The organism is Massilia sp. DJPM01 (assembly GCF_030348125.1).
GTDB lineage: Bacteria > Pseudomonadota > Gammaproteobacteria > Burkholderiales > Burkholderiaceae_D > Telluria_A > Telluria_A frigida.
The window spans coordinates 1-13,885 of the sequence record NZ_JAQOZV010000016.1 but is presented as its reverse complement, the minus strand read 5'-3'; the positions used below and the strand labels follow the sequence as shown (position 1 = coordinate 13,885).

At 66.3% G+C, this 13,885-nt stretch carries 9 protein-coding genes; 5 read left to right on the top strand and 4 right to left on the bottom strand.

From position 1 onward, the window contains the following. Nucleotides 1-21: 21 nt before the first annotated feature. From recC to recD, 3 genes are read left to right on the top strand one after another with little or no spacing between them, the layout of a single operon-like run. Nucleotides 22-3,435 carry an exodeoxyribonuclease V subunit gamma gene (gene recC, locus PO883_RS12505; protein ID WP_289310057.1) on the top strand — a complete coding sequence of 1,138 codons (3,414 nt, stop codon included), beginning with the start codon at nucleotides 22-24 and terminating at the stop codon, nucleotides 3,433-3,435. Beyond that, entirely contained in the window at nucleotides 3,432-7,088 is a 3,657-nt protein-coding gene (recB, locus tag PO883_RS12500; protein WP_289310056.1) for an exodeoxyribonuclease V subunit beta, read from the top strand. Before recC ends, recB begins: the two co-directional genes overlap by 4 nt. Further along, nucleotides 7,085-9,049 (top strand): exodeoxyribonuclease V subunit alpha, encoded by a 1,965-nt coding sequence (gene recD, locus PO883_RS12495; protein ID WP_289310055.1) that lies wholly within the window; start codon nucleotides 7,085-7,087, stop codon nucleotides 9,047-9,049. Before recB ends, recD begins: the two co-directional genes overlap by 4 nt. 58 nt (nucleotides 9,050-9,107) lie before the next feature. On the opposite strand, the gene PO883_RS12490 is transcribed toward recD, so the two are convergent. Continuing rightward, the gene (locus tag PO883_RS12490; RefSeq protein WP_289310054.1) at nucleotides 9,108-10,121 is read right to left on the bottom strand and encodes a serine hydrolase; all 1,014 of its coding nucleotides are present in this window, start codon (nucleotides 10,119-10,121) and stop codon (nucleotides 9,108-9,110) included. A 331-nt stretch (nucleotides 10,122-10,452) separates the two neighbouring features. Further along, nucleotides 10,453-11,469 carry a sulfate ABC transporter substrate-binding protein gene (locus tag PO883_RS12485; RefSeq protein WP_289310053.1) on the bottom strand — a complete coding sequence of 339 codons (1,017 nt, stop codon included), beginning with the start codon at nucleotides 11,467-11,469 and terminating at the stop codon, nucleotides 10,453-10,455. Nucleotides 11,470-11,756: 287 nt separating this feature from the next. On the opposite strand from PO883_RS12485, the gene PO883_RS12480 reads away from it, so the two are divergent. Both PO883_RS12480 and PO883_RS12475 read left to right on the top strand, forming a co-directional pair. Beyond that, the gene (locus PO883_RS12480; RefSeq protein WP_289310052.1) at nucleotides 11,757-12,284 is read left to right on the top strand and encodes a GNAT family N-acetyltransferase; all 528 of its coding nucleotides are present in this window, start codon (nucleotides 11,757-11,759) and stop codon (nucleotides 12,282-12,284) included. A gap of 68 nt (nucleotides 12,285-12,352) precedes the next feature. Further along, nucleotides 12,353-13,081, top strand: coding sequence for a DUF882 domain-containing protein (locus PO883_RS12475; RefSeq protein ID WP_289310051.1), 729 nt, complete (start codon nucleotides 12,353-12,355; stop codon nucleotides 13,079-13,081). A gap of 101 nt (nucleotides 13,082-13,182) precedes the next feature. Here the strand turns inward: PO883_RS12475 and PO883_RS12470 are convergent, their stop codons facing one another. Further along, entirely contained in the window at nucleotides 13,183-13,614 is a 432-nt protein-coding gene (locus PO883_RS12470) for a carboxypeptidase-like regulatory domain-containing protein (RefSeq protein ID WP_289310050.1), read from the bottom strand. Between the two features lie 81 nt (nucleotides 13,615-13,695). Continuing rightward, a partial coding sequence (locus tag PO883_RS12465; RefSeq protein ID WP_289310049.1) for a hypothetical protein occupies nucleotides 13,696-13,885 on the bottom strand: 190 nt, incomplete at its 5' end.

Genomic DNA, 13,885 nt, shown 5'->3' with positions numbered 1-13,885 from the left:
AAAGCTAGTATGCTGTGCGCCATGTCTTCTCCCGTCACGCCCGGCCTCCTTATTCTTCATGGCAACCAGATGGAGCAATTGCGTGCCGCGCTCTTCGCCTGGCTGCGCAGCCACCCGCTCGACCCGCTCGAAACCGAAATCATCCTGGTGCAATCGAACGGCGTGGCCGAGTGGCTGAAAATCGCGCTGGCCGAGGAAATGGGCGTGTGCGCGGCCACCCGCGTGGCGCTGCCCGCGCGTTTTTTGTGGGAAGCCTACCGCGGCATGCTCGGGCGCGAGCGCGTTCCGACCCGCTCCCCGTACGACAAGGGCCCGCTCACCTGGCGCCTGATGCGCCTCCTGCCGCATTTGCTGGCCGACCAGGCCTTCGCCCCGCTGCGCCATTTCCTGGGCGACGGCGACCCCGAACGGCGCCTGCAACTGGCCGAACGGCTGGCCGACCTGTACGACCAGTACCAGGTGTACCGCGCCGACTGGCTCGACGACTGGACGGCCGGGCGCGACCGCCTGCGCAATGCGCGCGGCGACCTGGTTCCCCTCGCGCCGGAGCAGCGCTGGCAAGCCTGCCTGTGGCGCGCCGTGAACGACAGCCTGGCGCCGCAGCTGCGCGACTCGGGCCGCGCCACCATCCACCAGCAGTTCGTGCGCGCCAGCGAGAGCGGCGAGGCCCCGGCCGGACGCCTGCCGCGCCGCGTGGTGCTGTTCGGGATGTCGGCGCTGCCGTACCAGACCTTGCAAGCCATCGCCTCGCTCTCGCACCATACGCAGGTGCTGCTGGCGGTGCCCAATCCCTGCCAGTTCTACTGGGGCGACATCATCGAAGGGCGCGAACTGCTCAAGGCCGCCCACAAACGCCAGCGCCAGCGCGGCGGCATCGACCTGTCCGGGGTGCCGCTCGAAGAACTGCACGCGCACAGCCATCCGCTGCTGGCCAGCTGGGGCAGGCAAGGGCGCGATTTCATCCGCATGCTCGACGAATTCGACACCGAATCGAGCGAGCGCGCCGACCAGCTGCGCATCGATCTCTTTAGCGACGGCGAAGGCGAGACCCTGCTGGCGCAGGTGCAGGCGGCCGTGCGCGACATGCTGCCGCTGCGCGAGCATCCCTGCGCCAGGGGGCTGGCGCAATCCGGCGCCGTTGCCAACCCTGCGCCACGCGACCGCTCGATCGAATTTCACGTCGCCCACAGCGTCCAGCGCGAAGTCGAGGTGCTGCACGACCAGTTGCTGTCGTGGTTTGGCGCGCCCGGCGCCAGGCTGCGCCCGCGCGACGTGGTCGTCATGGTGCCCGACATCGACACCTTTTCGGCCGCGATCCACGCCGTATTCGAGCAGCACAAGCGCAGCGACCCGCGCTTCATCCCGTTCGAGATCGGTGATGTGAAGGACCGCAGCGTCAATCCGCTGCTGGTGTCGCTCGAATGGCTACTGCGGCTGCCGCAGCAGCGCTGCCGCCAGAGCGAAGTGCGCGACCTGCTCGACGTGCCGGCGCTGGCCGCGCGCTTCGGCCTGAGCGAAGACGAACTGCCCACCCTGGGCAACTGGATCGAAGGCGCCAGCGTGCGCTGGGGCCTGGACCAGCAGCACCGCGACGGCCTCGGACTCGGTTCGGCGGGCGAGCAGAATGCCTGGATTTTTGGGGTGAGGCGCATGCTGCTCGGTTACGCCAGCGGCGCCGGCGGCAGCTTCCGCCAGATCGAGCCGTACGCCGAAGTGGGCGGGCTCGATGCCGCGCTGGCCGGCTCGCTGGCGCAACTGATCGAAACGCTGCTGGCCTGGCGCGCCACGCTGGCCGAAGCGCGCACCCCGGCGCAGTGGGGCGAGCAGGCGCGCGCGCTGCTGGCGGCGTTTTTCGCCGCCACCGAGGAAGGCGACCGCCTGACGCTCGCGCAACTGCACGACGCCCTGCAACGCTGGCTGGAGACCTGCGACAGCGCCGGCTTCGACGAGCAAGTGCCGCTGGCGGTGCTGCGTGAAGCGTGGCTGGGCGAGCTCGACGAGCCGACCCTGAACCACCAGTTCGTATCCGGCGGCGTGACCTTCTGCACCCTGATGCCGATGCGCGCCGTGCCGTTTCGCGTGGTCTGCCTGCTCGGCATGAACGATGGCGATTTTCCGCGCCGCGCGCGCCAGGCCGACTTCGACCTGCTGGCGCTGCCCGGCATGGCGCGTCCGGGCGACCGGTCGCGCCGCGACGACGACCGCTATCTGATGTTGGAGGCCGTGCTGGCGGCGCGCGACAAGCTGTATGTGAGCTGGGTCGGGCGCAATGTGCGCGACAACAGCGAGCAGCCAGCCTCGGTGCTGGTGTCGCAACTGCGCGACTACCTGGCCGAAGGCTGGGACCTGGACCTGGCCACGATGACCACCGAACACGCGCTGCAGCCATTCAGCAGGCGCTATTTCGAGCAGGGCGGCATGCTGACCTACGCGGCCGAATGGCGCGCCGCCCACGGCGCCGGCGACGCCCTGGATGACGCCGTGCTGCCGCCGTTCGAGCTGGAACCCGAGTACCGTCTGAAACTGGGCGAGCTGGCCAACTTTCTGCGCCAGTCGGCGCGCTATTTTTTCCGGCGCCGCCTCGGCGTGGCGTTCGGGGACGCCCAGGCGGTGGGCGAAGACGAGGAACCGTTCTCGCTCAACGCGCTGGAACGCTACTTTTTGGAGGACAGCCTGCTCGACGACGCCAGCACGCCCGAGGAACTGCACGAAGTGCGCGACAGCCTCGGCGCGCGCGCCGAACGCCTCAAACGCGAAGGCGTGCTGCCGATTGGCCTGGTCGGCAAGCAGTGGCAGGAGCAGCTGGTCGAGGGCCTGGTGCCGGTGCGCACCGCCTGGCTGACCCTGGGCGCGCGCTTCGATGCAGTGGCGCCCAAGCTGGCCGTGAGCCTCGATTTGGGCGGCGTGCACCTGGAAGACTGGGTCGACAAACTGCGCAGCAACGCCAGCGAAACGGCCTGGCTGCTGCAAATCTCGTCAAAGGTGCTCGATAAAAAAGGCGCACCGCGCGGCGACAAGCTGATCGCCCCGTGGCTGCGCCAACTGGCTGCGGCGGCGGTCGGCCAGCCGGTCAGCGGCTACCTGGTCGCGCGCGACGCCATCGTCATGCTGGCGCCGCTCGAACGCGAGGAGTCGCACGCGCAGCTGGCCGGGCTGGTGGCGCTGTGGCGCCGCAACATGGATCAACCGCTGCCTGTGGCCTGCAAGACGGCGCTGGCCTTGTTGCAGCAGGGCGAGCCGCGCAGCACCTACGAAGGCGGCTTCGAGCTCTCGGGCGAAGTGCTGGACCAGTGCCTGGCGCGCCTGTGGCCCGACTTTTCGGCCCTCAACGCCAGCGGCGAGTTCCCGGCCATCGCCGAGGCGCTTTACGGGCCATTGGTGCGCTGGCTCGACCAGCACATCGAGATCGCCCCCATGGACAGGGACGCGGCATGAGCCAGTTGCTCGACGCCCTGCATTTCCCGCTGTCCGGCACGCGCCTGATCGAGGCCAGCGCCGGCACCGGCAAGACCTGGACCATCGCCGCCCTGTACCTGCGCCTGGTGCTTGGCCACGGCGGCGAGAACGGCTTTGCGCGCGCACTGCTGCCGTCCGAAATCCTGGTGATGACGTTTACCCGCGCCGCCACGCGCGAGCTGTCGAACCGGGTGCGCGAGCGCCTGGTCGAAGCGGCGGGATTTTTCCGGGGCGAGCTGGAACTGGACGACCCCTACCTGCACCAGCTGGCCGACGCCTGCGGCAGCGAGGGCGAACGCATGGTGGCCGCGCACCGCCTGATGCTGGCCGCCGACACCATGGACGAAGCGGCGATCTTCACCATCGACGCCTGGTGCCAGCGCATGCTGCGCGAGCACGCGTTCGACAGCGGCAGCCTGTTCGACGAAGAACTGGTCAGCGACGAACACGCGCTGTTCGAGGACGCGGCGCATGACTACTGGCGCCAGAATGTCTACCCGCTCGACAGCGGTGCGCTCGGCGCGCTGCTGGCTTGCTGGCCCGACGTGCGCGCACTCAAGAACACGGTGCGCGACCTGGTGCGCCGGGTCGCGGTGCTGGGCGATCCGCCCGACGAATCGCTGGAAGAAGCCATCGACCGGGTCGAACGCACGCAGGCGGCCGTACTGGCCAAGCTGAAAGCCGGTTGGGCCGAGCGCGCCGACGCCATGGAGCAATGGATCGCCGCCCAGCGCGAGATGGCGCCCAAGTGCTTCAACGGCAACAAGCTGCGCGCCGATTCCCTGCTCAAGTGGTTCGAGGCGCTGCGCACCTGGGCGCGCGCGCCCGCCATGCTGATGCCGGCCCTGACCGACACGGCCTGGCACCGCCTCACGCCGGACGGGATCACGGATGCCTTCAGCAAGGGCTTCAGCGTCGACATTGCGCCGTGCTTCGACGCCACCACCGACCTGTGGGAAGCGCTCAAGGCGATCGATCCGCTGGCGCACGCGCTGTACCGCCATGCCGCTTCGCATATCGCGCGCCGCATGATGGAACTGAAACGGCGCAAGCGTCAGTTCGGCTTTGCCGACATGCTCGAGCGCCTGAAAAGCGCGCTTGAAGGCGCCAATGGCGAAGCGCTGCGCCAGCGTATCGTCGACCAGTTTCCGGTGGCGATGGTCGACGAATTCCAGGATACCTCGCCCGACCAGTATGCGATCTTCAACCTGCTGTACCGGGTGGCCGACAACGACCCGTCGCGCGGCCTGTTCCTGATCGGCGATCCGAAGCAGTCGATCTACGGCTTTCGCGGCGCCGACATCCACAGCTATCTGGACGCGCGCAGTGCCACCGAAGGACGCCATTACCAGCTCGGCACCAACTACCGCTCGACGGCGGCGCTGGTGGAAGCGGTCAACCAGCTGTTCCTGCACGCCGAAGGGCGCGATGGCCATCCCGGCTTTGCGGCCGGGGCTTTCCGCTTCCGCAAGGGTAGCGTCAATCCGCTGCCGTTCGACGCGGTGGCGGCAAAGGGGCGCGCGCAGCAGCTGGTGGGCGTGGACGGGCCGTACCAGGCGCTGGCCATTTGCAGCACCAGCCGCGATGACCTCAAGGCGGATGACTACCGCGAATTCTTCGCCCATCACAGCGCCGAGCATATCGTCGGCCTGCTGAACGACCCGCACGCGGGTTTCAGCGAAAACGGGGCCTTCACGCGCCTGGTGCCGGCCGATATCGCCATCCTGGTGCGCGACCGGCGCGAAGCGACCGCGATCCGGCGCGCGCTGGCGCAGCGCAAGGTGCCCAGCGTGTACCTGTCCGACAAGGACTCGGTGATCGAGAGCGAGGAGGCTGCCGATGTGCTGCGCTGGCTGCAAGCGGTTGCCAATCCGCTCGATGGGGCGCTGGCGCGTGCGGCATTTGCCACCCGCACGTCCGGCCTGTCGCTGGGCGAACTGGCGCGCCTGTCGTCGGACGAACTGGCGTGGGAAGTGCGGGTCGAGCAGTTGAAGGGTTTGCACATCGTGTGGCAGCGCCAGGGCGTGCTGGCCATGCTGCGCCGCTTTATCCATGACATGCGGCTGCCGTCGGCGCTGCTGCGACAGGCCGGCGGCGAACGGCGCCTGACCAATCTGCTGCACCTGGCCGAACTGCTGCAAAGCGCCAGCAGCCAGCTCGAAGGCGAGCAAGCCCTGATCCGCTGGTTCGCCGAACAGCTGGCCGGGGTGGGCGAGGGCGGCGATGAACGGGTGCTGCGCCTGGAAAGCGACGCGGAGCTGGTCAAGGTGGTCACGGTGCACAAGTCCAAGGGGCTTGAATATCCGCTGGTGTACCTGCCGTTCGCCGTGACGGCGCGCACCACCGACCGGCGCAACCGCAGCTTTTTCGAATTCGTCGGGCGCGACGGCGTGCGCCGCATCGACCTGGCGCTGTCGGACGAAGCCTTGCATGCCGTCGACCGCGCGCGCATCGAGGAAGACTTGCGCCTGCTGTACGTGGCGCTGACGCGCGCATGCCATTTTTTATGGCTCGGCGTGGCTGCGGTCACTGCGCGCAAGGCGGGCGACAACAAGCTGCACGAGTCGGCGCTCGGCTACCTGCTGACGGGCGGGCAGCCGATTGGCGCGGCCGATATCGCGCCGTACTGGGAAAAGCTGCGCGCCGGCTCGCAGGCGATCGGCCTGCGCTCGCTCGATACGCCGCAAGGCGTTACCATGCTGGCGCGCGACGAAGCGCGCCCGGCGCTGGTCGATGCCGCGCCCTTTGGCGGCAGCTTCGAGCGCAACTGGGCGGTCGGTTCCTTTACCTCGCTCACGCGCCAGACCAACGCGGCGCCGATGCGCGCGCAGGACGAGACGCTGTTCGACGAAGAGCAGCAACAGCGGCTCATGCAGCAAAACCTGCGCACCGACGACGCACCCTGGCACCGCTTCCCGCGCGGTTCCGTGCCCGGCAATTTTTTGCACGAGCAGCTTGAGTGGATGGGGCAGGAGGGCTTTGCGATTGCCGAGGACGAGCAGTTCGCCGCGCGCCTTGGCCAGCGCTGCGAGCGCGCCGGCTGGGGCCACCGCCAGGATGATGCCGTGGCCTGGCTGCGCGCGGTGGCCACCACGCCGCTGCCGCACCTGGGCGTGCCGCTGGCCGCCATCGATCGCGTCATTCCTGAAATGGAGTTCTGGTTTCCCAGCGAGCAGTTGAACAGCGCAGCGCTCGACCGCCTGTGCGGCACGCATCTGCTCGGGAAGACGCCGCGCCCCTCGCTGCCCGAGCGCTACCTGCACGGCATGCTGAAAGGCTTTGCCGACCTGGTATTCGAACACGAAGGCCGCTACTGGGTGATCGATTACAAGTCGAACGCGCTCGGCAGCGGCGACGCCGCCTACGGCAAGGCCGCGATGGCGGCCGGGATGGCGGTGCACCGCTACGATATCCAGGGCGCGATCTACATGCTGGCCCTGCATCGCTTGCTCAAGAGCCGCCTGGGCGAAGCCTACGATCCGGCGCGCCAGCTGGGCGGCGCGATTTTCCTGTTCCTGCGCGGGATCGCCAATGCCGGCACGCGCGGCTGCTACCTGCTCGAACCGGACCTGGTATTGCTCGACGGCCTCGATGCGCTGCTCGGCGTCGCGCCCTCGCGGGAGGATGCATGAAGCGCGTCGCCTCGCGCGTCGCCTCGCGCGCCGCCTCGCGCGTCGCCTCGCTCGACGCCCTGTGGGTGCAGGTCGCCATGCTGACCGAAGATGGCCAGCTGCGGCGCCTGTCCGGCACCTTTGCGCGCTTCGTCGGCTCGCTCGGCAGCGCCACGCCGGCGCTGATGCTGGCCTGCGTGCTGCTGTCGGAACTCGAAGGGCGCGGCCACAGCTGCCTGATGCTCGACCAGCTGGCGCTGGACCCGGCCGCGCTGATGGCATGGGACAAGGAGCAGTGGGATGCGCTGGCGCGCTCGGCCGGCGCGCTGCCCAGGAACCGCAAGGGCTGGATCGACCAGCTGACCGCGTCCGATCAGGTGTGGCATGTGGGCGACCTCGATTTCGACCAGCCGCTGGTGCTTGACGGCGAGCGCCTGTACCTGCGCCGCTACTGGCGCGACGAAACCCTGGTCGCGCACACGATCCGCGCGCGCGCCGAACAGGTGCGCGAGGTCGACGCGCCGGCGGTGCGCATCTGGCTCGACATCCTGTTCGCGTCGGAGCGCCGCACCAAGGGGCCGGACTGGCAAAAGCTGGCCTGCGCCATCGCGCTGCGCGGCTCGATCGCGATCATCACCGGTGGGCCGGGGACCGGCAAGACCTACACCGTGGCGCGCCTGCTTGCGCTGCTGTTCGCGGTGGCGCCGGACGCGGGACGGCAGCGCATCGCGCTGGCCGCGCCGACCGGCAAGGCGGCGGCGCGCCTGAAGCAATCAATCGACAAGGCCTTGACCGAACTGGCCGACAAGGTCGGCACCACGCTGCCGCTGCGCGACCTGACGGCGCGCATGGGAGCGGCGCGCACCTTGCATAGTTTGCTGGGAGCGCGGCCCGACACCCGTACCTTCGCGCACAACAAGGGCAATCCGCTCGACATCGACGTGCTCATTGTCGACGAAGCGTCGATGGTGCACCTGGAGATGATGGCCTCCTTGCTGGACGCGCTTCCGGTGGGCGCGACCTTGATCCTGCTGGGCGACAAAGACCAGCTGGCGTCGGTGGAGGCGGGGGCGGTGCTGGGTGACCTGTGCCGCGATGCGCAGGCGGGCGGGTATTCCGCGGCCACGATGGCGTATGCCCTGGCGGCCAGCGGCGAGACCATTCCGGCCGACTATGGCGGCGCCGGCGGGGCGCTGGCGCAGCAGACCGTGATGCTGCGCAGCAGCCGCCGTTTCAGTGGGCCGATCGGGCAACTGGCGCTGGCGGTGAACGCCGGCGACGTCGCGCGCGCCGAGGGAGTGCTGCGCGCTGGCGACGGCACGGTGCGCTGGATCGAGCATGGGCACCAGCAGCATGTGGTGCAACTGGCGTTCGATGGCTACGTGCCGTATCTCTCGCTCATGGGCGAGGGCGATGGCGGCCAGGCGCACGAGACCTGGGTGCGCGCGGTGCTGCATCGCTTCGAGGCGTTCCGGGTGTTGTGCGCGGTGCGCGAGGGCGAGTGGGGCGTGGGCGGCTTGAATGACGCGATCGAGCAGCGGCTGGATGGGGCAGGGCTGATCCGGCGCCGTGGCGAGTGGTATGTGGGGCGGCCGGTGATGATCACCCGGAACGACTATGGCACCGGCGTGTTCAATGGCGACATCGGGCTGACCTTGGGCGATCCGGCGCGTCCGGGCTCGTTGCGCGTGTATTTCCTGGAGGGGGACAAGGTGCGCAGTGTGCTGGCCACGCGCTTGCGGCATGTGGAGACGGCGTTCGCGATGACGGTACACAAATCGCAGGGATCGGAATTTGCGCACACGGTGCTGGTGCTGCCGCGCGAACGCGGGGCGGTGATCGCGCGCGAGCTGATTTATACGGGGATCACGCGGGCCAGTGCGCAGTTTACGCTGGTGTCGCCGCTGGCGGCGATCCTGGGCGAGTCGATTGCGCAGCGCACCCAGAGGGCGAGCGGTTTGCGGGAGATGATTGCGGGGTGAGGAACACCGTCGTTTCCGCCAATGATGGAAGCGACGGAAACGACGGGAGCTGCGTTTTTTACGCGCGGCGGTGGCGGTAGATGACCGGCTTGTTCTGCTTGAGCTTCACGCGGCTGTGCAGCCCCGCTTTGACCACCGGACCATGGGCGGCGCTGACGATCACAGGATGGTGGCGTCCACGGCCACGCAAGCTGGCCTTGATCACCGGCGCGCGCGCCGCCGACGCCACGATCACCGGCTGCGCGCGCTGGCGCACCGGTGCACGGGAGATCACAGGCGCTTCGTCGCCGGCAATGAAGCGGCGGATGCTGAGCGCGTCCAGGATGCGGGTCGAACTGGCCTTGGCATTGAGCAGCACCAGGGTCGCATTCTTGCCCGCCGATTTGATCTTCATGATCAGGCAGCGGCCCGCTTCTTCCGTGTACCCGGTCTTCGACAGGCCGATTTCCCAGCCCTTGGCGCCGACCAGGCGGTTGGTGTTGCGGTACTCGACCTCGCGGCCGCTGATATTGATCGTGTCGCTCGACTCGGTCGTGATGCGCGCGATTTCCGGGTAGGCCGATGCCGCCCTGGCCATCTTGACCAGGTCCGATGCCGTCGACTTGTTGTTCGGCGACAGGCCGGTCGGCTCTTCGATCACGGTCTGCGTCATGCCCAGCGCGGCCACCTTGGCGCGCACCGCCGACTTGAACGCCACCACGCCACCCGGATAGGTGCGGCCCAGGGACGCCGCGGCGCGGTTGTCGGAGCTCATCAATGCCAGTGCGAGCACGTCGTGGCGGCTGATCACGGCGCCCACCGGCACGCGCGAGGTGCTGTGCTTGAGCACGTCAACGTCGCGCTGGTCGATGGCGATCTGCTCGTTCATGTCCTGTTTGGCGTCGAGCACGACCATGGCGGTCATCAGCTTGGTCAGCGAGGCGATCGAGACCACCTGGTTGGCATTCTTTTCGAGGAGGATCTTGCCGGTGTCGTCCTCGATCACCAGTACCGATTGCGATCCGAACGGCACGGCCAGGGCGGCCGTGGCGGACATCGACATCAATAGGGTGACAAGCAATTTCTTGATCATGTGGTTGGTCTTTGCAGTTGGGCTGGGTCAATGGCGGCGCGGGGAGCGCGGCAGCTGCTGAGTGGGTTAATTCTATACGGCAACTACTATAGGGGCACGATAGCATCAAAGGCGCGGCCATGTCTAGCGTGCACGAGGCAAAACGAGCTCAAGCGCAATAAACACCTTAATAAAGTGGCGTAAGTCCCTGAATTATTTCAGGAAAGAAAAGTTTCTCGTGCGCTACTTGGGTGGCGGAAATGCTATGGGCGGATGCCGTGCGGGCAGGAAAAAGGAGGGGGCTGGAGGAATGGCCGCTTGCGCGTGGAGGGCGCAAGCGGCGCGGGCAGGACTATTTCACCTGGTAGATCTTGTCGAATTCGCCACCGTCGTCGAAGTGTTTTTTCTGCGCCTGTTTCCAGCCGCCGAAGACCTCGTCGACCGTGAACAGCGCGATCGGTTTGTAGTTGCCGGCAAATTTCTTGGCCACCGTTTCCGAGCGCGGGCGCAGGAAGTGCTTGGCGCCGATGGTCTGGCCGGCATCGGAGTAGAGGAAGTTCAGGTAGGCGGTGGCTTGCTTGCGCACGCCGCGCTTGTCGACCACCTTGTCGACCACCGCCACCGGCGACTCGGCCAGGATCGACACGGCCGGATAGACGACCTCGAAGTTGCCGCCGAATTCGCTGCGCACCATCTGCACTTCGCTCTCGAAGGTCACCAGGGCGTCGCCGATGTCGCGCTGGGTGAAGGTGGTGGTGGCCGCGCGGCCGCCGCCATCGAGCACCGGCACGTTCTTGAAGATGCGCGCAACCAGCTCGCGCGCCTGGGCTTCGGTGCCGCCTTTCTTGATCACGGAACCCCACGCGGCCAGGTAGGTGTAGCGGCCATTGCCGGCCGTTTTCGGGTTGGGAATGACCACCTTGGTGCCGGGCTTGGCCAGGTCGTCCCAGGTCTTGATCTGTTTAGGGTTGCCTTTGCGCACCAAAAAAATCATGGTGGAATAGAAGGGCGCCGCATTGTGGGGAAACTTCTTGGCCCAGCCGGCCGCCACCACCCCACGGTCGGCCAGCATGTCGATGTCGTTGGCCTGGTTCATCGTCACCACCGATGCTTCGAGCCCGTCCGCCACCGAGCGCGCCTGCTTGCTCGAACCGCCGTGCGACTGGTTGATGGTGATGGTTTCGCCCGTGTTTTTCTTCCATTCTGCAATAAAAGCCGGATTGATTTCCTTGTACAGCTCGCGCGCCACGTCGTACGAGACGTTGAGCAGCTGGGCCTCGGCGGCGCTGGCGCCGAGCGGCAGGATGGCCATGGCGGCGGCCAGCGACAGGATTGCCCGGCGGGTACGCAAATTGCATGTTGTTTTCATGGTGTTCTCTTGGGCTTTCTATTGTAGGAACCGAGACGCATGGTCTAAAATCCGCAGCCAAAACGGAAGGATTGTTTTGTCATATGCTTAGACGGGGCCGTGCGGATAGTGTCGCATAAGCTTCCTTGATTTTCTTCCTTGGCAGGGGCTGCCGGGCGGCGTAGGCTGGTCGGGCTGGGCTGGGCAAATTCGCAACAGGCGGTGCTGTCCGTTCTTGGTATAGTCGGGTTGTGCTTGAGCTGCGGCAACACCATTTTATTGTTTGTTATTGCTTATCGTGATCGCACATGGGTATTGAGATTCGCATTGCTGTGCCAGAAGACGCGTTTGCCGCGTGTGACGTCTTGCGCCGCTCGATTACCGAGTGCTGCGTGGCCGATCACCGGCACGATCCGGAGGCGCTGACGGCGTGGCTGGGCAACAAGACGCCGCAAAATGTGGCGAGCTGGTTCGTCTCGCCGGCCAACCATGCCCTGGTCGCGGAGCGCGATGGCGCGGTGGTGGGCGTGGCCCTGCTGACCCAGGCCGGCAAATTGTCGCTGTGCTATGTCTTGCCCGAAGCGCTGTACAGCGGTGTCGGCAAGGCGCTCCTGCACGGGGTGGAAGCCCAGGCGCGCGCCTGGGGCGTGAGCGTGCTGCGCCTGAACAGCACCATCACCGCCAGCAAGTTCTACGAACGCAACGGCTACATCCTCGCGGGCAAGGAAAAAAGTTGTTACGGACTGGAGTGCGACTTCTTCTGGAAGAAATTGAACGCCTGCGAGACCATCGATCCCAGCCCGCGCAAGCGTTTTTGCAACTGTACCGGGCAATAATGCACGTGCGCCCTGTGCGCACGGCAAGCTTGCGCTATAGTGTGCGCCTTGTTTACTAAGTATTCGTCATGGCCACGCGCAGAGATTTTCTACATCAAGGCTTATGCCTGTCCACCATGGGCATGATTTCGGTTCCGCTGATCGGTTGCGGCAGTGCCAGCGCGGCACCGGCGGACAAGTCCCGGCGGCCGGTCCAGGTCGCCAAAGCGGGCAAGCCGGCGCCGGCAGTACGGACGGCGGCACCCTCCGCGCCGGTCCCGGAAAGCGAGCTGGCGCCCCCTCCCGATATTTTCGACGCGCAAGCGCTGGACCTCGATTTCTGGCTCAAGCCGCGCGTGCTGACGCTGACGCGTCCGCAAAGCGGCGAAAAAACCAAGGTGCTGTACTGGAAGGATGGCCAGGTCATCGATGCCGCCTACCAGGAACTATGCCATTTGATGCGTGACGTCAACGGCAAGGAAACGGCGCCGATCGATCCCAAGCTATTTGAAACGCTGTGGGGCACGCAGGCATTCATCGCGCGCTATGGCATCGAGCAACCGCTGGAAATCCTGTCCGGCTTTCGCACCACCAAATCGAATGACAAGCTGCGCGAAGCGGGCGTGCCGGCGGCGCGCCAATCGCTGCATATCGAAGGCAAGGCGGCCGATATCCGCATCGCCAACCTGAATGCCGAGGTGCTCGGCGGGCTGGTGCGCAGCTTCCGCCAGGGCGGGGTAGGGTATTACTACCGTTCCGGGCCGCGCGGCGGCTGGATTCATGCCGATACCGGGCTCAAGCGGACCTGGAAGGGCTAGGCGCCGCACGGGATGTGCAAGCGCCTGGGCCGATGTCACGGCGTATTGTTCATTGACGCGTGATCAATGGACCCGGCATTGCCTGCCGGGTCCGCGCAAGATTACAGCGAATTCAACATGACCATCTTGGTCTCGCCTGGCTTGACTTCGTGCTCCGCGGCTAATATACCGCCCTGGATGCCGTGGTAGGCCACATCCCACGTCAGTTCGGTACGCAGGTAGTACGAGCCGGCCGGCAGCTTCGAAAATTTGAAGCGGCCGTCGGCATCGGCGGTGACGCTGCGGCGGGCACTGGTGAAGCCTTCCGACGGCGGCAGGGACATACGGTATTTCCACATGCGACCCGCTTGCTTCCACCAGTTGCTGCTGATTGTGGTGACCGGATCGAGGGTGACCATTCTTCCCGCTGCCTTGACAGTGCCGCCATTCTTTTGCACCAGGAAGGCCTGGCCGCTGATTTCCGACGTGCCGTCGACCAGATACGGCGCGTATTCGCTTTCCGACGCCTCGTTGTAGGCGGGATAGACCGGCATCCGTATGTTGTTGCGGTTTGCGCATCCTGTCAGCAATGCTAAAAAGACGAATGACAAGACTGTTTTTTTCATTGTTCGCGCTCAATTTTCGAGATTGACGTGCACTTGTTTGAATCCTTGCGGCACGTGAAGTGGTGATTCTATCAAAGTTTCCACCGGAAAATTGCCGAAATTGAGCAAGAAGGGTCTTGGTCCGACGGAGTCCTCGAGCCGCCGGCGGGCGTCGTTGGCCGCGCCGGAGGCACTCATCGGAACGTTGCAGGGCTGCGCG